16 protein-coding genes are annotated in these 19,951 nt (G+C 69.0%); 13 read left to right on the top strand and 3 right to left on the bottom strand.

What is annotated here, in order from left to right; genetic code table 11:
* The first annotated feature begins 198 nt into the window (after nucleotides 1–198).
* From pyrR to metK, 12 genes are all read left to right on the top strand, one after another.
* A complete protein-coding gene (gene pyrR, locus J2S53_RS08145; protein ID WP_456240485.1) occupies nucleotides 199–876 on the top strand; it encodes a bifunctional pyr operon transcriptional regulator/uracil phosphoribosyltransferase PyrR in 678 nt (225 codons plus the stop codon).
* Nucleotides 876–1,808, top strand: a complete 933-nt coding sequence (locus J2S53_RS08140) for an aspartate carbamoyltransferase catalytic subunit (protein WP_456242740.1) — start codon at nucleotides 876–878, stop codon at nucleotides 1,806–1,808. Before pyrR ends, J2S53_RS08140 begins: the two co-directional genes overlap by 1 nt.
* Complete coding sequence (locus J2S53_RS08135) at nucleotides 1,805–3,151, top strand: dihydroorotase (RefSeq protein ID WP_456240484.1); 1,347 nt, start codon at nucleotides 1,805–1,807, stop codon at nucleotides 3,149–3,151. Before J2S53_RS08140 ends, J2S53_RS08135 begins: the two co-directional genes overlap by 4 nt.
* Complete coding sequence (locus J2S53_RS08130) at nucleotides 3,151–3,729, top strand: PH-like domain-containing protein (RefSeq protein WP_456240483.1); 579 nt, start codon at nucleotides 3,151–3,153, stop codon at nucleotides 3,727–3,729. Before J2S53_RS08135 ends, J2S53_RS08130 begins: the two co-directional genes overlap by 1 nt.
* Nucleotides 3,726–4,847 carry a glutamine-hydrolyzing carbamoyl-phosphate synthase small subunit gene (gene carA, locus J2S53_RS08125; protein WP_456240482.1) on the top strand — a complete coding sequence of 374 codons (1,122 nt, stop codon included), beginning with the start codon at nucleotides 3,726–3,728 and terminating at the stop codon, nucleotides 4,845–4,847. The genes J2S53_RS08130 and carA overlap by 4 nt, the downstream gene beginning before the upstream one ends.
* Nucleotides 4,847–8,224 carry a carbamoyl-phosphate synthase large subunit gene (gene carB, locus J2S53_RS08120; RefSeq protein WP_456240481.1) on the top strand — a complete coding sequence of 1,126 codons (3,378 nt, stop codon included), beginning with the start codon at nucleotides 4,847–4,849 and terminating at the stop codon, nucleotides 8,222–8,224. The genes carA and carB overlap by 1 nt, the downstream gene beginning before the upstream one ends.
* Nucleotides 8,221–9,066, top strand: a complete 846-nt coding sequence (gene pyrF, locus J2S53_RS08115) for an orotidine-5'-phosphate decarboxylase (protein ID WP_456240480.1) — start codon at nucleotides 8,221–8,223, stop codon at nucleotides 9,064–9,066. The genes carB and pyrF overlap by 4 nt, the downstream gene beginning before the upstream one ends.
* Before the next feature lie 936 nt (nucleotides 9,067–10,002).
* Entirely contained in the window at nucleotides 10,003–10,320 is a 318-nt protein-coding gene (mihF, locus tag J2S53_RS08110) for an integration host factor, actinobacterial type (protein WP_092628730.1), read from the top strand.
* Nucleotides 10,321–10,358: 38 nt separating this feature from the next.
* Nucleotides 10,359–10,946: a guanylate kinase gene (gene gmk, locus J2S53_RS08105; protein WP_092981539.1), complete on the top strand. Its 588-nt coding sequence runs from the start codon at nucleotides 10,359–10,361 to the stop codon at nucleotides 10,944–10,946.
* A gap of 215 nt (nucleotides 10,947–11,161) precedes the next feature.
* On the top strand, nucleotides 11,162–11,428 hold the full coding sequence (rpoZ, locus tag J2S53_RS08100; protein WP_342752576.1) for a DNA-directed RNA polymerase subunit omega: 267 nt from the start codon (nucleotides 11,162–11,164) through the stop codon (nucleotides 11,426–11,428).
* Nucleotides 11,425–12,693: a bifunctional phosphopantothenoylcysteine decarboxylase/phosphopantothenate--cysteine ligase CoaBC gene (coaBC, locus tag J2S53_RS08095; RefSeq protein ID WP_456240479.1), complete on the top strand. Its 1,269-nt coding sequence runs from the start codon at nucleotides 11,425–11,427 to the stop codon at nucleotides 12,691–12,693. The genes rpoZ and coaBC overlap by 4 nt, the downstream gene beginning before the upstream one ends.
* 107 nt (nucleotides 12,694–12,800) lie before the next feature.
* A complete protein-coding gene (metK, locus tag J2S53_RS08090) occupies nucleotides 12,801–14,003 on the top strand; it encodes a methionine adenosyltransferase (RefSeq protein WP_456240478.1) in 1,203 nt (400 codons plus the stop codon).
* Between the two features lie 70 nt (nucleotides 14,004–14,073).
* Here the strand turns inward: metK and J2S53_RS08085 are convergent, their stop codons facing one another.
* Both J2S53_RS08085 and J2S53_RS08080 read right to left on the bottom strand, forming a co-directional pair.
* Nucleotides 14,074–15,363, bottom strand: coding sequence for a serine hydrolase domain-containing protein (locus tag J2S53_RS08085; protein WP_456240477.1), 1,290 nt, complete (start codon nucleotides 15,361–15,363; stop codon nucleotides 14,074–14,076).
* Between the two features lie 541 nt (nucleotides 15,364–15,904).
* The gene (locus tag J2S53_RS08080; protein WP_456240476.1) at nucleotides 15,905–16,360 is read right to left on the bottom strand and encodes a tRNA (cytidine(34)-2'-O)-methyltransferase; all 456 of its coding nucleotides are present in this window, start codon (nucleotides 16,358–16,360) and stop codon (nucleotides 15,905–15,907) included.
* 260 nt (nucleotides 16,361–16,620) lie between these two features.
* Here J2S53_RS08080 and J2S53_RS08075 point away from each other — a divergent pair, with 260 nt between their 5' ends.
* On the top strand, nucleotides 16,621–18,672 hold the full coding sequence (locus J2S53_RS08075; RefSeq protein WP_456240475.1) for a primosomal protein N': 2,052 nt from the start codon (nucleotides 16,621–16,623) through the stop codon (nucleotides 18,670–18,672).
* 44 nt (nucleotides 18,673–18,716) lie between these two features.
* On the opposite strand, the gene J2S53_RS08070 is transcribed toward J2S53_RS08075, so the two are convergent.
* Nucleotides 18,717–19,808, bottom strand: a complete 1,092-nt coding sequence (locus J2S53_RS08070; protein ID WP_456240474.1) for a polysaccharide deacetylase family protein — start codon at nucleotides 19,806–19,808, stop codon at nucleotides 18,717–18,719.
* Nucleotides 19,809–19,951: the final 143 nt, after the last annotated feature.

Here is a 19,951-nt window from a genome sequence, read left to right as displayed (position 1 = left end):
ATTGATACGGAGAGTAATATTCGCTCGCGAGCGTCACCAGGTCAAGCTGCTCTTGGAGTGAGTGTGGCACGAATCCCGTTACACCACCCCGGCGGTTGACCCCCCGACGCTGATAGCGTACAAGGCAAGCCCGGTAGCTGCCGGGCTCCTGGCGTCCTTTAACGGCCCGTCCAGTGAGGCGGGGAAGGAGGTCCTTCCGTGGCGTCACGCCAATCGGCGGACGCGGCGGTTCCGGCCGGAGAGCGCGAATTGCTTTCGGCCGGTGACGTCGCGCGCACCGTCGCCCGAATGGCCCATCAGATCATCGAGAAGACCGCGCTCGACAGCGGCGCCGAACACGTCGTGCTGCTGGGGGTTCCCACCAGGGGAGTGCCGCTCGCCCGACGTATCGCGGAGCGCATCGCCACCTTCAGCGGTGTCACGGTTCCCACCGGGGCGTTGGACATCACGCTGTACCGCGACGACCTGCGCCAGCAGCCGAACCGGCCGCTGGAACCGAGCAGCGTGCCCACCGGGGGCGTCGACGACGCGCTGGTTGTGCTCGTCGACGACGTGCTGTTCTCCGGCCGCACCGTTCGTTCCGCGCTGGACGCGCTCCGCGACCAGGGGCGCCCCCGTGCGGTGCAGCTGGCCGTGCTGGTCGATCGCGGGCACCGCGAGCTGCCCATCCGCGCCGACTACGTGGGCAAGAACGTGCCGACGGCGCGCAGCGAGGACGTCGCGGTGCGGCTCACCGAGGTGGACGACACCGACGCGGTGCTGCTGCGTCGCCCGGATAGCTCGTCGGGTGCCACCTCGTCGACTGCCACCTCCGGGCGGGAGCCGGACACCGAATCGGGAACCGAAACAGCAGAATCGGCCGGAGGAAAACAGTGATACGGCATCTGCTCACGGCCGACGGGCTGGACGGCGAGACCGTGAACACGGTGCTCGGCACCGCGGACACGCTCAAGCAGACGCTGCTCGGCAGGGAGGTGCGCAAGCTTCCCACCCTGCGTGGTCGCACCGTGATCACCATGTTCTACGAGAACTCGACCCGCACCAGGGTCTCGTTCGAGGTGGCGGGCAAGTGGATGAGCGCCGACGTGATCAACGTGTCGGCCTCGGGCTCGTCCACCGGTAAGGGCGAGTCGCTGCGGGACACCGCGCTCACGCTCTCGGCGGCGGGCGCGGACTGCGTGATCCTGCGGCACAGCGCCTCCGGTGCCCCGCACCGTCTCGCGGAGTGGCTGGACCACACCGGAACGAGGGTCGTCAACGCGGGCGACGGGATGCACGAACACCCCACCCAGGCGCTGCTGGACGCCGCCACACTGCGGGAGCGACTCGGCGAGCTGTCCGGCAGACGCGTCGGCATCGTCGGTGACCTGCTGCACAGCCGGGTGGCGCGTTCCAACGTGCACCTGCTGCGCACCCTCGGAGCCGAGGTGGTGCTGATCGCGCCCCCCACGCTGGTTCCCGACGGGATCGAGAGCTGGGGAGCCACCGTCACGCACGAGCTGGATCCGCAGCTGCCCACCCTCGACGCGGTGATGGCGCTGCGGGTGCAGTCCGAGCGCATGAACGGCGGGTTCTTCCCGACGGCCAGGGAGTACTCGATCGGTTACGGCCTCAACGTCGCGCGCACCGCGAAACTGCCCGAGCACGCGGTCGTGCTGCACCCGGGACCGATGCTGCGCGGAATGGAGATCGCGCCGCGAGTGGCCGACTCGCCCAGCGCTGCCGTGGAACAGCAGGTTCGGAACGGGGTCCACGTGCGAATGGCCGTGCTGTACCACCTGCTGGCCGGAGAGGAGAGCACGGCGTGACCGAGCACGAACACCCCACGGGCGCTTCCGGGCGGCGGGTACTGCTGCGCGAAGTACGCCCCTACGGCACCGGTGATCCGGTGGACCTGTTGATCGACGACGGCGTCGTGGTCGGAATCGGACAGCACTCCGGTACCGACGCCGACGAGATCGTCCACGCCGGAGGCGCGGTACTGCTTCCCGGCTTCGTGGATCCGCACACCCACCTGCGGGAACCGGGCGGGGAGGACGCCGAGACAGTCGAGAGCGGCTCGACGGCCGCCGCGCTCGGTGGTTACACGGCGGTGCTGGCCATGGCCAACACCGATCCGGTCGCCGACAACGCCGTGGTCGTCGAACACGTGCGGCGCCGTGGCCGCGAGGTCGGTCTGGTCGACGTGCGCCCCGTCGGCGCGGTCACGGCCGGACTGGAGGGGAAGCGGCTGGCCGAGATCGGTTCGATGGCGCGTTCCCCCGCGGAGGTTCGCGTGTTCTCCGACGACGGGCACTGCGTGGACGATCCGCTGCTGATGCGGCGGGCGCTGGAGTACACCCGCGCCTTCGGCGGTGTGGTGGCCCAGCACGCCCAGGACCCGAGGTTGACCCCCGGTTCGCAGGCCCACGAGGGGCCGAACGCCGCGCGGCTCGGGCTGGCGGGTTGGCCCGCGGCGGCCGAGGAGTCCGTGGTGGCGCGGGACTGTATGCTCGCCGAGCACACCGGCGGCTCGCTGCACGTCTGCCACGTCTCCAGCGCGGGCACCGCGGAGTTCCTGCGGTGGTGGCGGTCCCGTTCGACGGCGGGCTCGGTCTCGGCGGAGGTCACACCGCACCACCTGCTGCTGACCGACGAACTGCTGGAGACCTACGACCCGCTCTACAAAGTCAATCCGCCGTTGCGCACGGACGAGGACGTGCACGCGTTGCGCACGGCGCTCGCCGAGGGCGTCGTGGACTGCGTCGCCACCGATCACGCACCGCACGCCGACCAGGACAAGGACTGCGAGTGGTCGGCCGCCAGGCCGGGCATGCTGGGGTTGCAGACCGCGCTGTCGGTGCTGGTGCGCACCATGGTCCGTCCCGGTCTGCTGGACTGGCGGGGTGTGGCTCGGGTCCTGAGCGAGACACCCGCCCGCGTAGCTGGGCTCTCCCGGCAGGGGCGACCGATCGAGGTCGGGGAACCGGCCAATCTCACCCTGGTAGATCCGGACACCGAGTGGACGGTACGCGGCGCCGAGCTGGCGAGTACCGCGGTCAACACGCCCTTCGAGGGGATGGTGCTGCCGGGGCGCGTGCTGGCCACGATCTCCGAGGGACGGATCACCGCACGCGACGGCAAGGTCGAACCGATCGGAGGACGGTCCTGATGGCACGCACGCTCTGGGTGATCGGGCTGGCCGCCCTCGCTGCCCTGGTCATCTACGGGATGCGCAAGGGTTGGAACAAGCGCAAACGCGGGCACGACGAGCTGGCGGGCTCGTTGCCGGGTGTCCCGCCGGAACTGGACTCGCTGCCCGAGCTGTTGCCCGCCTCGGTGGGGCTGTACGTGGGCACCACCGTCGCCGGTGACTGGCAGAACCGGGTCACCGCGGCGACGCTCGGCAACCGGGCGAACGCCACCGCCAGGCTCTACCGCACCGGGGTACTGCTGGACCGAGCAGGCGATGAGCCGCTCTGGATACCGGTTTCGGCGCTGCACGACGCCCGTGTCGATCACAAGCTGGCCAACAAGGTGGTCCCCGGTGTCGGCATGCTGGTGCTCACGTGGCGCCCGGACGGGTATTCCTCGTCGACCGAGGCGTTCGACAGCGGTTTCCGCCACGGCGACGAGACCGACCCCGCCGAGTGGGTGAGCGCGATCAGGGCGCTGCTGCCCACCACGAACACCGATTCCGATTCCGAGCACGACGACGAGGCCGCGGTTGAGCGGCAGGAGGAAACATGACCGCGCAGGCCCCCGCCGCCCTGGTGTTGGAGGATGGCCGGATCTTTCGCGGCGAGGCCTTCGGCAGTGAGGGCTCTTGCTTCGGTGAGGTTGTCTTCAGCACCGGCATGACGGGCTATCAGGAGACGTTGACCGATCCCTCGTACCACCGGCAGATCGTGGTGGCCACCGCGCCCCAGATCGGCAACACCGGCTGGAACGACGAGGACGACGAGTCCGGACGGATCTGGGTCGCGGGATACGCGGTACGCGACCCCGCGCGCAAGCCTTCCTCGTGGCGTGCCACCCGCTCGCTGCAGGACGAGCTGCGCGACCAGGGCGTGGTGGGCATAGCCAACCTGGACACCCGTGCCCTGACGCGGCACATCCGGGAACTGGGCGCGATGCGCGCCGGCATCTTCTCCGGCGCGGAGGTCGCCGACGACCGGGAGATGATCGACCGGGTCGTCTCCGGCGATCGGATGCTGGGTGCCGACCTCGCGGGCGACGTCACCACCACCGAGCCCTACGTGGTGCCCGCGGTGGGGGAGCGCCGGTTCACGGTCGCGGCGCTGGACATGGGGATCAAGTCCAACACGCCCCGGATGCTCGCCGAACGCGGCATCGAGGTGCACGTGCTGCCGCTGTCCTCCTCGATGTCCGAGATCACGGCCGTGGCGCCCGACGGTGTGTTCTTGTCCAACGGCCCGGGTGATCCCGCCACCGCCGACCACGCGGTGGAGGTGACCAGGGAGATCCTGGCGCGGCGCCTGCCGCTGTTCGGGATCTGCTTCGGCAACCAGATCCTGGGGCGCGCGCTCGGCAGGGGAACCTACAAGTTGCCCTACGGGCACCGCGGCATCAACATCCCGGTGATCGACTCCGACAGCGGTCGGGTCGCCATCACCGCGCAGAACCACGGGTTCGCCGTGCGCGGCGAGCCGGGCGAGCACTTCGACACCGAGTTCGGTAGCGCGGTGGTCAGCCACCACTGCGCCAACGACGGCGCCGTCGAGGGGCTGCGGTTGCTGGACGCTCCCGCGTTCAGCGTGCAGTACCACCCCGAGGCCGCCGCCGGGCCGCACGACGCGGCAAACCTGTTCGACTCCTTCGTACGACTGATGAGCGAGGCACGCTGATGCCGAAGAGGACCGACATCAACCACGTTCTGGTCATCGGCTCCGGTCCGATCGTGATCGGCCAGGCGTGCGAGTTCGACTATTCCGGAACCCAGGCCTGCCGAGTACTGCGTTCCGAGGGGATCCGGGTCAGCCTGGTCAACTCCAATCCGGCCACGATCATGACGGATCCGGAGTTCGCCGACGCCACCTACATCGAACCCATCACCCCTGAGTTCGTGGAAAAGGTGATCGACGCCGAGCGTCCCGACGCCCTGCTGGCCACGCTGGGCGGGCAGACCGCGCTGAACACCGCCGTGGCGCTGTACGAGCGGGGTGTGCTCGAGAAGTACGGCGTGGAGCTGATCGGCGCCGACGTCGACGCGATCCAGCGCGGCGAGGACCGGCAGCGGTTCAAGGACATCGTGCGCTCGGTGGGCGGCGGCGTCCCCGAGAGCAAGGTGTGCAACTCGATGGACGAGGTGCGCGACTTCGTCACCGAGCGCGGGCTGCCGGTGGTGATCCGGCCCAGCTTCACGATGGGCGGGCTCGGCTCCGGCATGGCCCACACCCACGAGGAACTGGAGCGCATGGCCTCGCTGGGGCTCACGGAGTCCCCGGTGCACGAGGTGCTCATCGAGGAGAGCGTGCTCGGCTGGAAGGAGTACGAGCTGGAGCTGATGCGCGACCACGCCGACAACGTGGTCGTGATCTGCTCCATCGAGAACGTCGACCCGATGGGCGTGCACACGGGTGATTCGGTCACCGTGGCCCCGTCGATGACGCTGACCGACCGCGAGTACCAGCACATGCGCGACGTGGGCATCGACGTGCTGCGCGAGGTGGGCGTGGACACCGGTGGGTGCAACATCCAGTTCGCCATCCACCCGAGCACCGGCCGCATGGTCGTCATCGAGATGAACCCGCGGGTGTCGCGCTCCTCGGCGCTGGCCTCCAAGGCCACCGGCTTCCCGATCGCCAAGATCGCGGCGAAACTGGCCATCGGCTACTCGCTGGACGAGATCCCCAACGACATCACCGAGCAGACCCCGGCCAGCTTCGAACCCACGCTGGACTACGTCGTGGTCAAGGCGCCCAGGTTCGCCTTCGAGAAGTTCCCCGGAGCCGACACCCGGCTGACCACCACGATGAAGAGCGTGGGTGAGGCCATGTCGCTGGGGCGCAACTTCACCGAGGCACTGGGCAAGGCGATGCGTTCGCTGGAGTCCTCCCGCGCCGGGTTCTGGACCGTCCCGGACCCCGAGGGCGTGACGCTGGACTCCACGCTAGACGAACTGGGCGACGGGCACGACGGCAGGCTCTACACCGTCGAGCGGGCGTTGCGCATGGGTGCCACGGTGGCCCAGGTGCACGAGGCCTCCGGGATCGATTCCTGGTTCATCGACCAGATCGCCTCGCTGGTGGAGCTGCGCGAGCAGATCCTGGCCGCTCCCGTGCTGGACTCCGAGCTGCTGCGCAGCACCAAGCGTGCCGGGATCTCCGACCGGCAGATCGCGGCGCTGCGCCCCGAACTCGCGGGTGAGGACGGGGTCCGCTCGCTGCGCCACCGGCTGGGCGTGCGCCCGGTCTACAAGACCGTGGACACCTGCGCCGCCGAGTTCGCCGCGGCCACGCCGTACCACTACTCGGCCTACGAGTCCGATGCCGCCGCCGAGTCCGAAGTGGACCGGCAGCGCGAGAAGCCGAAGGTGATCATCCTCGGTTCCGGCCCCAACCGGATCGGCCAGGGCATCGAGTTCGACTACTCCTGCGTGCACGCCGCCATGGGGTTGCGTGACGCCCCCGACAACGGCGGCAGCGGGTACGAGACGGTCATGGTCAACTGCAACCCGGAGACGGTCTCCACCGACTACGACACCTCGGACCGGCTCTACTTCGAGCCGCTGACCTTCGAGGACGTCCTGGAGGTCGTGCACTCCGAGCAGGCATCGGGCACCGTCGCCGGGGTGGTGGTCCAGCTCGGCGGCCAGACACCGCTGGGGCTGGCGAGCAAGCTCGCCGAGGCCGGGGTGCCCGTCGTGGGAACGGCGCCGGAGGCCATCCACCTGGCCGAGGACCGCGGTTCGTTCGGCGAGGTGCTTAACCGGGCGGGACTGCCCGCTCCGAGCTACGGCACCGCCACCTCCTTCGAGGGCGCCAAGCGCATCGCCGACGACATCGGCTATCCCGTGCTGGTGCGCCCGTCCTATGTGCTCGGCGGTCGCGGCATGGAGATCGTCTACGACGAGACCTCGCTGGAGAACTACATCGCCCGGGCCACCGAGGTCACACCGGAACACCCGGTGCTGGTGGACAACTTCCTCGACGACGCGATCGAGATCGACGTGGACGCGTTGTGCGACGGAACCGACGTCTACATCGGCGGCGTGATGGAGCACATCGAGGAGGCCGGGGTGCACTCCGGTGACTCGGCCTGCGCGTTGCCGCCTATCACCCTCGGCCGCCAGGACATCGACAAGGTCCGTCGCTGCACCGAGGCGCTGGCCGAGGGGATCGGGGTGCGCGGGCTGCTCAACGTGCAGTACGCGCTCAAGGACGACGTGCTCTACGTCCTGGAGGCCAACCCGCGCGCCTCGCGCACCGTGCCGTTCGTGTCCAAGGCGGCGGCCGCTCCGCTGGCCAAGGCCGCTGCCAGGGTCATGTTCGGTGCCAAGATCGCCGACCTGCGGGCCGAGGGCATACTGCCGCCACACGGCGACGGTGCGGACCTCCCGCCGCACGCCCCGGTCGCGGTCAAGGAAGCCGTGCTGCCGTTCCACCGGTTCCGCACCCCGGAGGGACACGGCATCGACTCGCTGCTCGGGCCGGAGATGAAGTCCACCGGCGAGGTGATGGGCATCGACACCGCGTTCGGCCAGGCGTTCGCCAAGTCCCAGAGCGGTGCCTACGGCTCGCTGCCCACCTCGGGCCGTGTGTTCGTCTCGGTGGCCAACCGGGACAAGCGTTCGATGGTGTTCCCGGTCAAGCGCCTCGCCGACCTCGGGTTCGACATCTGCGCCACCTCGGGAACGGCCGAGATCCTGCGGCGCAACGACATCGCCTGCACCGTGGTCCGCAAGCACAACGAGGATCCGGCCTACGCCTCCGCGCCCTCCGGGACCGACCCCGAAGGGGACCGCGACGTCATCGACCTCATCAAGGCGGGCGAGATCGACATGATCTTCAACACCCCCTACGGCAACCCAGGGCCCAGGGTGGACGGTTACGAGATCCGGACCGCCGCCGTCTCCCGGGACGTCCCCTGCATCACCACCGTGCAGGGAGCCGCGGCGGCGGTGCAGGGCGTGGAGGCCGCCATCCGCGGCAACATCGGCGTGCGGCCGCTGCAGCGGTTGCAGGCGGCGTTGCGGAGCGATCGGAGTGGTGAGACCCGATGACAGTGGTTCACGCGGCCTTCGGGCAGCGGCTCGCCGAGGCCGTGCACGCTCGGGGGCCGCTCTGCGTGGGGATCGATCCCCATCCCGCGCTGCTGCACGCGTGGGGGCTGGAGGAGACTCCCGCCGGGTTGGAGCGGTTCGCGATGACCGTGCTCGAAGCCGTGGGCGAGGAGGTCGCTGTGGTCAAGCCGCAGTCCGCCTTCTTCGAGACCTACGGCTCCCGCGGGCTCGCGGTGCTGGAACGGGTGGTGGCCGAGTGCGCTCAGACGGGCACGCTGGTCGTCCACGACGTCAAACGTGGCGACATCGGGTCCACCATGACCGCCTACGCCACCGCCTACCTCGACGACTCCTCACCGCTGGCGGCGGACGCGATAACCGTCTCCCCCTACCTGGGGTACGGATCGCTCGCGCCCGCCCTGGGCATCGCCGCGCAGACCGGTCGGGGTGTCTTCGTGCTCGCCCGCACCTCCAACCCGGAGGCGGTCGGGTTGCAGCGCTCGGTCACCTCGGAGGGGAAGACGGTGGCGCAGTCCATCGTGGACGCCGCCGCGGAGAGCAACGCCGGGGCGGAGCCGATGGGGCACGTCGGTGTGGTCACCGGTGCCACGGTGCGGCCGGGCGAACTCGATCTGACCGCACTGAACGGCCCCGTGCTCGCTCCCGGCCTGGGCGCGCAGGGGGCCACCGTGCAGGGGCTGCGCTCGGTCTTCGGTGGGATGCTGCCCAACGTGCTGCCCGCGGCCGCCCGCGAGCTGCTGCGGCACGGCCCCGACGTCGCGGAGATCCGCGCCGCCACCCGGCGGATGCGGGCCGATCTGTCCGGTGTGTTCGGACAGTGAATCTCGCGGGACGCCCGTGTGCCCGGGGTTCGTGGTGATCGAATCCCGGCCGTGTCCTCCGACACAGCCATCCCTCGACAGCACGAACCGTTTCGATCGAACGAGAAGCGCCGACAGCCGAACCGACGCGTCGCCGAGTTCCTCCGTGCGTCGGTGGTTCGGCGTCGGCGCGCCTCTCTCGTGCTCGCCTCGTTGGTGCTGCCGCTCGTCCTGAGCGCGCTGTGTCTCGTCTACCTGTTCGGCGGAGGCGACAGCGACCAGTCGGTCATGGGCGCGTTGGCGCGGCCCGTGCCGAACTCGTCCTGGTTCCCTGTCACTTCCTGCCGCACGGACAACGCCGTGAACTGGCCCGGACGCCGGCGCGGCATTCGATCGGGGATTGTTATGTGCTGCTCGCGGTCGTGGCGCTGCTGTCGCTCTGGTGGTGTATCCGGGGTGTGGATCCCGCCGTTCGGCGGTGAATGTCACTCGTTCGCTCGATCGCAGGTCGCGCGAACTGTCGCCACGAGGCGTGATATCGGCCACTCTTCGGTGGGAGGTGCTCGAACGGACGGGGTGGCCCACCGCCGTCCGGCGGTGGTTCGAGGCCGCCGCGCCGGTTCCCGTTCTCCGGTGTTCGCGGTCACGTGCGAGCCTCCGCCGACTGCCCGTCGTCGCGGTTACTGACCTGCGATGAATCGCTCAGCGTCGCTCAACCGCCCGGAAATCGAACAGTTGGGGCCAGTTTTGCCCCGGGTTAGTGCACTTCAGCCTCGTTGTTGGTAGTACTTGCAACGGCCGGTGGTCGTCAGCGTCGTGGGCGAGCCACCCGACAGGCCGGGCGACGGGAGAACCGATGAAACCGACTCGAAAAAGGCGGACCCGCGTTGTAGCGAGCTGACCTGGGTCGGTACCGTCGCCGCACCGATCAAGAAAACCCACATCACGGAGGACATGGTGGCCCTTCCCCAGCTGACCGAGGAGCAGCGGGCTGCGGCACTCGAAAAGGCGGCTGCCGCCCGTCGCGCCCGCGCTGAGCTCAAGGAGCGCCTCAAGCGCGGTGGGACCAGCCTGGCCGAGGTCTTGGACAGTGCCGACAACGACGAGACCCTCGGAAAGATGAAGGTCTCCGCGCTGTTGGAGGCCCTTCCCGGCGTGGGCAAGGTCCGCGCGCAACAGATCATGGAGCGGCTGGAGATCGCTAGCAGCCGCAGGCTTCGTGGTCTCGGTGAGCGTCAGCGCAAGGCGTTGCTCGCCGAGTTCAACGGGGCGTGATCGACGCGGACGACGGCGTGCTGCCGGGGCGTGCCTCGATGGGTACGCCCCGGCTCACCGTCGTATCCGGACCTTCCGGTGTGGGCAAGTCGAGCGTGCTCGACGAGCTGCGCAACCAGGCACCGGACATCTACTTCAGCGTGTCCGTGACAACCCGTCCGGCCCGTTCCGGGGAGATCGACGGGGTCCACTATCACTTCGTCGACCGTGCCGAGTTCGAACGCATGGTCGCGGCGGGCGAGATGTTGGAGTACGCCCGGTACGCGGGCAACTACTACGGTACTCCCCGCGCGCCGGTCGAGCGTGCGCTCGCGGCCGGTCGTCCCGCCGTGCTGGAGATCGAACTGCAGGGCGCTCGTCAGGTGCGGCGGAGCATGCCCGACGCGCGGCTGGTGATGCTGCTGCCACCCTCCTGGGACGATCTGGTTCATCGGCTCACCGGGCGGATGACCGAGGACTCCGAGGTGGTGCGCCAGCGCCTGGAAACGGCCCGTGCCGAACTGGCCGCCCGTACCGAGTTCGATGCCACCGTGGTCAACGCCGATGTGCGGAAAGCGGTGGACGAGTTGGTACGATTGATAGTCGGTCCCCCTCCCGGGCAGCCGCTGCCCTCGAACGATCGGTAGACGTCGCGCGATCCGGTCGCTTCGGCGACGCCGCGGGGCGGAGTGTTTCACTCGAGCGGTCCCTTCGAGTGCCGTCCGGTGGTTCGATACGGTTCCGCGCGCCGGGCCGTGGGGACTCGGACCGACCAATTTGATCGCCGTCGGAGAGCACAGGAGCCACACACGTGAGCATCCCCAACTCGCTGACCGCCTTCCCCGGCGGCCAGTCTGCCAACATCCAGTCCCAGTCGAGCAGCGGCGCGGCCGAGGGAATCACCGATCCGCCCATCGACGATCTGCTGCACAACGTCAGCTCCAAGTACGCGCTGGCCATCTTCGCCGCCAAGCGGGCCAGGCAGATCCAGGACTACTACGCCCAACTCGGCGAGGGGCTGCTGGAGTACGTGGGGCCGCTGGTCGAGCCGGGTCCGAGGGAGAAGCCGCTGTCCATCGCGCTCCGCGAGATCCACGCGGGTGTGCTGCAGCACTCCGAGGGCGCGTGAGCGACGAGCAGGGGGCGCGTGACGCGCCCCGCGTCGTTCTCGGGGTGGGCGGTGGCGTCGCCGCCTACAAGGCATGCGAAGTCCTGCGCGGGCTGGCCGAGAGCGGGCACGACGTTCGGGTTACTCCCACCGCCGCCGCGTTGCGCTTCGTCGGAGCGGCCACGTTCGAGGCGCTGTCCGGGCATCCGGCGCGGACCGACGTGTTCGACGACGTGCCCGAGGTGCCCCACGTGCGGCTGGGTCAGCGGGCGGATCTGGTGGTGGTCGCTCCCGCCACCGCTGACCTGCTCGCCCGGGCCGCCAGCGGGATCGCCGACGATCTGCTCACCTCGACGCTGCTCACCGCGCACTGTCCGGTGCTGTTGGTTCCCGCCATGCACACCGAGATGTGGGAACATCCCGCGACCCGGCACAACGTCGAGCTGCTGCGTTCCAGGGGAGTCGTGGTCGCCGAACCGGACAGCGGGCGACTGACCGGGTCCGATTCGGGTAAGGGGCGCCTGCCCGATCCCGGTGAGATCGTCGATCTCGCGCGGTTGCTGCTGGCCGAGCCCGCCGGGCTACCCCGTGACCTCGAGGGGCGGCGTGTCGTCGTTTCGGCCGGTGGGACACGTGAACCGCTGGACCCGGTGCGCTACCTGGGCAACCGTTCCAGCGGTAGACAGGGGTTCGCCCTGGCTCGAGTCGCGGCGCATCGCGGTGCCGATGTCACGCTGGTCGCCGCGAACACGGCCGATCTCGTGGTCCCGGCCGGGGTCCGACTCCGACGGGTCGGCACCGCCGAGGAGCTCCGCTCGGAGCTGCTCGAGGTCGCCGACGGCTCCGACGCGGTGGTGATGTCGGCGGCCGTGGCCGACTTCCGGCCCTCCGAGAGTGCCGAGCACAAGATCAAGAAGAACGCGGGCGAACCACCATCGGTCCGTCTCGAGCGTAATCCGGACGTGCTGCGGGAGTTGGTCGAGCAGCGATCGAGCGGTCGGCTGCGTGCCGGGGTGATCGCCGGATTCGCGGCCGAAACCGGAGACCCGGACACCACGGTGCTGGAGTACGGTCGCAAGAAGCTCGCGCGCAAGGAGTGCGACCTGCTGGTGGTCAACGCGGTCGGCGACGGTCGTGCTTTCGAGGTCGAGGACAACGCGGGATGGCTGCTGGCCTCCTCGGGCGTGGATCACCCCGTGCCGCACGGCTCCAAGACGTTGCTCGCCTCCAGGGTGTGGGACGCCGTTGCCGAGCAGTTCGCTGCGGCCCCGGATCACCGAGCCTAGAATTCGTACCGAGACGTCGGATCGCTCGGCCACGTGAGCGGGTGCTCTCCTGAACTCGCGGGCCGATGCCCGACGTCACCAGCCGCGCGGTGCGATGAGGTTTGTCGATGGGATCCGACCAACGTCGATTGTTCAGCAGTGAGTCCGTGACCGAGGGCCACCCGGACAAGATGGCCGACTCGATCAGTGACGCGATCCTGGACGCGATGTTGGCGCAGGACCCGCGTTCGCGTGTGGCCATGGAGACCATGATCACCACGGGTCAGGTGCACCTGGCCGGTGAGGTCACCACCGAGGCTTATGTGGATCTGCCCGCGATCGTGCGGGAGAAGGTCCTGGAGATCGGGTACGACAACTCGGTCAAGGGCTTCGACGGCGATTCCTGCGGCATCAACGTCTCGATCGACGCGCAGTCGCCGGACATCGGTCAGGGTGTCGACAGTGCGCACGAGTCCCGTGTCGATGGTGTCATCGACGAGATCGCCCAGCAGGGTGCCGGTGACCAGGGGCTCATGTTCGGCTACGCCTCGAACGAGACTCCGGAGCTGATGCCGCTGCCGATCGCCCTGGCGCATCGGCTCTCCAGGGGACTGGCGCGGGTTCGGCACGACGGCGTGCTGCCCCAACTGCGGCCCGACGGCAAGACCCAGGTTACGGTCGAGTACGCCGGGGACCAGCCGGTCCGGTTGGACACCGTCGTCGTTTCGACCCAGCATTCCGAAGGCGTCGATCCGGGCGAGGGAGTGGCCGCGGACGTACGGGAGTACGTGGTCCGCCCCGAGCTTTCCGAACTGGCGCTGGAGGCCTCGGACACCATGTTGCTGGTGAATCCGACGGGTCGGTTCGTCACGGGTGGTCCGATGGGTGACTGTGGTCTGACGGGCCGCAAGATCATTGTGGACACCTACGGTGGTATGGCGCGGCACGGTGGTGGCGCGTTCTCGGGTAAGGACCCGTCGAAGGTGGACCGGTCGGCGGCTTATGCCACTCGGTGGGTGGCCAAGAACGCGGTGGCCGCGGGGTTGGCGAACCGGATCGAGGTGCAGACGGCGTACGCGATCGGTAAGGCGGCTCCGGTGGGGCTGTTCGTGGAGACGTTCGGCACCGAGAACGTGGATCCGGTCAAGATTCAGGCCGCGATCAACGAGGTGTTCGATCTGCGTCCGGCGGCGATCATCCGTGATCTGGATCTGCTGCGGCCGATCTACGCGCCGACGGCGGCCTACGGGCACTTCGGGCGTACGGATGTGGACCTGCCCTGGGAACGCACCGAGCGGGCCGAAGCGCTCCGCTCGTTGGCGGATCGGTGAGCGCTCGACCCGGAACGGTGCTCTCCTCACCGACCCCGGCCGGGAGGAATCCCCGCTCGACTCGCTCCGGTCACCGGTTCAGCCGGTGAAGATCCGCGAGCAGCGCGACTCCCGAACCGCTGGGAGAAGCGGCGCTCGTGGTGTCGCTCGCACCGCAGACGGCGTTGACCTGCAGCGTGCCGAGCCGTCGGTCGATCGGATGGATCAGCGGCAGGCCGTTCTCGTCGAGCCGCTGGTACTTGGTCAGGTTCAGCCCGTAGCTGAGCTGTCGTTTCCCGTCCGCACTGTGCAGCGACAGTGTGGACATGCCCGGCACCGTGCCCTCGTGGCCCCACAACGTTGCGCACGCGGGCGTTTCGAACCGCATCAGCCCCAGGCCGTATCGCAGGGTCGGACTGTTCGGAACCGCCACTGTCTCACGCATCTCCGCGAGCACCGACTCGTCCAGCAGTTCACCACCCAGCAGCGCGTCGTAGAACCGGTTCAGATCGGTGGGCGTCGAGATCAGTGCTCCGGCCGTACGCAGCGCCGTGGGGCTGTAGACGCTGTACTCGCCACGACGCTCCGGCTGGTGGTACAGCGCTTCGTACGCCTTGCTGTTCGGTCCCGGGATGAACGGGTTGAGGTGGGGAAAGTAGGTGTCCCGCAGCCCGAGGGGGCGAATGATTTCGCGGGTGATGTAGCGCTCCGGCGATTGTCCGGTCACCTCGCGCAGCAGTTCACCGGCGATGATGTAGTTCGTGTTGGAGTAGGCCCAGCCCTGCCCCGGCTCGTTGGTGGCGGGTTGCTCCAGTCCGGCCGTGATCAGTTCCTCCGGGCTGTGGTAGCGAAACCTGTTCCGCTCCAGATCGGCCAGCGACCCTCGGGTGAGTGAGCTGAAGACCACCGGAAAGTAGTCCGTGATACCGCTGGTGTGGTTCAGCAGCATTCGAACCGTGATCCGTTCACCCCGCTCTCCCGGGACGAGTTTAGGCAGATACCGCCCGATCGGGGCGTCCAGCTCCACTCGCCCCGCCGAGACCTGCCGCAGTACTGCGGTGGCGGTGAACGTTTTCGTGACGCTGCCGACCCGATGGCCGAAACCGGCTTCCAAAGGGCGATCGGTGTGGGTGTCGGCCACTCCCGCCGCCCCGGTCCAGCTCCGCCCCTTCCTACTAACCGCCGCCTGGATACCGGGCATACCGGCCTCGTGCACGGCTTCGAGGTTTTCCCGGAGTTCCGCCGAACTCACCTCGGCGGCCTTGTGCTGCGAGCTGATCAGGGCCGTGGCCGCCACTGCGGTGACACTGCCCGGCAGTGCCACCACAGCGGCCAGCCCCACCGCGGTCAGTCCGCGTCGGAGTCCGCTTGTTCCGTTCATAACGCTCCTCATTCGTGGGAGATCGTTCCCGATTGAAACCGATCTCCCACCAGTTCCGCAGCGTTATCGCCGAATCACGTCGCGGGAATCAGGGGTTCTTGGCTTGGGGCTGCTGTGGCGGAACCTCGCGCACGACTCTCGCTGCGGGTGCCCCGACATCGGGTAGCGACCTACACAACGTCGGGGCCGTCCTCACGAGAGTCGCACGCGAGAACCCGCGGCGGTGCCGATTGCGTAAGTGGTCGGGGTTCGCCCCGCGGGGGTGGTGAGGTTCGCCACCGAGCCGAAGTGTCCCGGCGATTTCGTGGGAAATTGCTGGCAATTTCGTGGGAAATTGACAGAGCTGCGGCCACGCAGCCGTCGTGGACCGTCAATTTCTCGCGAAATCGCCGCCGCCGAGACCGCCGTCGGGAAGCGACTTTGAGCGAGGCGCCGACTCACGGGCCGGCTCCGCGACCATGCTGTACACGTGACCAGTAACCCGATCGAGAGGTTTCGCCACCCGTGCCCGCGTCGGGCGTCCCGACGGAGTCCTGCTTTCCTAGGCGAAGCCCTGTTGCCGCCATGCTTCGTACACCGCCACGGCCGCCGAGTTGGCCAGGTTCATCGAGCGGATTCCCGGCACCATCGGGATGCGTACCCGGCTCGTCTCGGGTTCGGACGGCAGCACCCCCTCGGGCAGACCGACCGATTCGGGGCCGAACAGCAGCACGTCGTCGGGACGGTAGTCGACCGTCTCGTACGATCGCTCGGCCTGGACGGTGAACGCGATGATCCTCCTCGGTCGGATCGCCCCCCACGCGGATTCCAGGTCAGGATGCACTCGCAGCACCGCCTTGTCGTGATAGTCCAGCCCGGCGCGTTTCAGATCCGCGTCGGTGACCCGGAACCCCAGCGGTTCGATCAGGTGCAGTGCGCTGCCCGTGCCCGCGACCATTCGGATCGCGTTCCCGGTGTTTCCGGGAATCTCGGGATGGTAGAAGACGACGTGGAACACTCGGCTTCCTTTCGGCCCGTCAGCGGGGTGAACCGTGGGAGGTGGCGCACGGACGTCGACCGAAACGTCCGAACCGGCGCGACCGTTCGCCCGTCAATACTAGAAGTGCTCCGGTGGCGGGATTCGTTCGGTGCTCGAGGTTCGGGTGTAGCCGGCCCGAAGCGTCGCCGTGTGTGCCGAACAGCACGTGCCGAAAACCGATAGAGTGGCTTGTCGGTCGGTAGCGGCGCCCCGCGACGGGCGCGTGTCGGGAGGTGGACGTGTCGGCAACCGGGGGTGAACGCGCCCGATCCAAGGGCGGTTCCGGTTCCGGATCCCGTGATCGGTCCACCGGGCCCGCCGTCGAACTTCCGGTCGCCCGGGTGCTCGTCGACGTGTCGCCGCATCATCTCGATCGGCCGTTCGACTACCTGGTGCCGAGTCGTTTCGACACCGACGCCGTGCCGGGCTGCCGGGTACGCGTGCGGTTCAACGGCCGGTTGCTGGACGGTTTCCTGCTGGAACGGGTCGCCGAGTCGGACTACGCGGGCAGGTTGGCCTGGCTGCAGCGGGTCGTCTCGTCCGAGCCGGTGCTGGTCGGGGAGCTGCTCGAACTGGTCCGCGCGGTCGCCCGTCGCTACGCGGGCACCCTGAACGACGTGGCGCGGTTGGCCGTACCACCGCGACACGCCAGGGTGGAGAACGAAGCCGTCGCGGCCAGGCCGAGTGAGTCACCGTCGCCGCCCGACAGTGCCGCCTGGTCCCGGTACGGTCACGGCGCGGCGTTCCTTCGGGCGGTACGGGAGGGTAAACCCGCTCGTGCCGTGTGGCAGTCACTGCCCGATGAGGACTGGTCGAACAGGCTGGCGGAACTCGCCGCCGCGGCGGCTTCCGAACGGCGCTCGGCGATCCTGGTGGTGCCCGACCACCGCGATCTGGCTCGGCTGACGAAGTCCTGTGCCGCGTTGCTGGGTGACCGGCGCGTGGTCTCGCTGTCCTCCGAACTGGGGCAGGCCGAGCGCTACCGCCGCTGGCTGGCCGTGCGGCGCGGTGACGTGCGGATCGTGGTGGGCACCCGCGCGGCGATGTTCGCACCGGTGGTGCCCCCGTTGGGGCTGGTGGTCGTCTGGGACGACGGCGACGACCAGCATCTCTACCCGACCGCGCCCTATCCGCACGTCCGGGACGTGTTGACCCATCGCGCCCACTCGACAGGGGCCGCGCTGTTGATCGGCGGCTTCGCGCGCACGGCGGAGGCGGAGATGCTGGTCGAGTCGGGCTGGGCGGGCGAGATAGTAGCGGGGCGGACCGAGGTGCGTTCCGCCGCGCCCCGGGTGACCGCCATCGGAGAGGACGACGCGCAACTCGCCAGGGACCCCACCATCCGTTCCGCGCGGCTTCCCTCGATCGCCTTCCAGGCGGCCAGGCAGGCGTTGCGGAACGGCACCCCGGTGCTGGTGCAGGTCCCGCGGCGGGGATACATGCCCGCGCTGGGCTGTGCCAGGTGCGGTGAACGAGCCACGTGCCGGAAGTGCGCCGGCCCGCTGGCGGTTCCCGTCGGGACGGGCGATACCGCGCGACCGCCCTCCTGCCGTTGGTGCGGCGCGATCGAGCACGCTTTTCGGTGTGTGAACTGCGGAACCGACCGGCTGCGCGCCATCGTGATCGGTGCGGCCCGTACCGCGGAGGAGCTGGGGAAGGCTTTCGGTGGGGTGACCGTGCGGACCTCGGGTGGTAACGAGGTGCTGGATCGTGTTCCCGAGGCTCCCGCGTTGGTGGTCGCCACCCCCGGGGTCGAGCCGGTGGCGGCGGGTGGCTACGGTGCGGCGTTGCTGCTGGACGCGCGAGCCATGCTGTCCCGTCCCGAGCTGCGAGCGGGTGAACAGGCACTTCGCCGTTGGTTCGCCGCCGCGACCCTGGTACGTCCCTCGGACAGCGGCGGACGTGTGGTGGTATTGGCCGAATCCGAGCTACCACCGGTGCAGGCCCTGGTGCGTTGGGACCCTTCCTGGTACGCGGCACGGGAACTCGCCGGGCGCGCCGAACTCGGTTATCCGCCCGCCAAGCGGGTGGCCTCCGTGGGCGGTTCTCCGGAAGCGGTCAACGAGCTGCTCGACGGTGTCGAGCTGCCCGGCAGCGGCGAGGTCCTGGGGCCGGTGCCGTTGGGTGAGGTCGACGCGGAGGGGGAGTCCGAACGCGAGCGGGCCCTGCTGCGGGTCGATCGCGCGCACGGCAGGCTGCTGGCCGACGCGCTGTACGAGGCGCAGGTGAGGCGGGGACGCGGGGGCAGTGGCCCCGTACGTGTGCAGTTGGATCCGCTCGAACCGATCTGACGTGGGGTTTCGGTGCTCGGGTGGTGGGCTGGTTCGTGGTCGCTTCACTCGCGTGGTTGATAGCTCTCGGCGCGCTCGGCGTACCGCTTCGACGGTTTCCGGGAGCTGTCCGAGGGGTAGGAGATCACGTCGGGATCACCGTCGGAGGTGTAGCGTGCGGAGGGGTTGGCCGCGAGTTTGTCCAACCACACCGTCGAGCCGAACTTCGCGGAGTCACCGCTGCCGCCCTGCGAGCGGATCCGGGGAACGTTGAGCGGGTCGAAACGCCGCGTGAACGGTGCCGGGGCGGGCCTGGCGCCGACCAGCAGCACCGCGTCGTGCTCGTACCGGACGCCTTCGGACTCACCGGAGCGGGCCAGTTCTTCCCGGTCGGGATGTACCCCGTGCGGTAACGCGATGGTGCTGACCTCCGCGTCGGGCGTCGCCTCGGTGATTCGCCGCCGCAGTCCGGCGATCTGGTGCCGCACCTCGGACGGTGACTCCGAGGAGAGCGTGGGGTGGTCCAGCGTGTGGTTGCCCAACTCGAAACCGTGTTCGTGCAACCAGCGCAGGCTCCGGGCGACGTCGTTGCCGCCGAAGGGCGGAGTGGTGATGTAGAACGAGGCGGTTGCTCGGAAACCCGGGTGCTGTGCGGCCACTTCGCGCATGATGGCCACGGCGGTGTTCGCCGCGGGTTCTCCCGAGGAGTCGAGCCGGAACTGGCTGGTCGAGGCGTCGTCGAAGGTCAGCACGACCGGATGGGTGCCCGCAGGTGTGTCGATCCGGCCCGTGGCGTAGTCGGCCGTGGTGATCGGAACGTAGTTCTCCTCGGCCAGCCGCCGTAGCTCGGCCCGGAACGCTTCGGGGGTGCGGTCGTAGACGCTCTTCGGGTCGGGCGTGATCCGGTGATACATCAGGATGGGGATCTTCCCCAGCTCGTTGGCTCCCACCTCGGCGGGCGGGGGCGGCTTCGAGCTGGGCGCCGCACTCGACGACGCGGCCGGTGTGGACGCGGTGGTTTCGGCGTCCGTCCCGGACGAAGCTCTCGAGGAGTCACCGGAGGCGCAGCCGCTCGCGGCCAGCAGTCCGAGCGCGACGGTCGAGACGAGCAGCGCACGCAGTCGGTTGGACACCAGATGTCTGGATGGCAAGCCCATGCCGTTTAATTCCCTCGTAAGTGCCATAGATTTCACACTGTAGAGAAAGGCAAGCCGGTTTTGGTTACTCCATGCCGGTCATTGCTCGAACCGGTATTACCTGCCACCGTGAATCACGACGTTTTGCCGCGATCTGCGAGCGG

This window comes from Actinopolyspora lacussalsi, from assembly GCA_030803735.1.
GTDB lineage: Bacteria > Actinomycetota > Actinomycetes > Mycobacteriales > Pseudonocardiaceae > Actinopolyspora > Actinopolyspora lacussalsi.
This window is presented reverse-complemented; position numbering and strand designations above follow the sequence as displayed.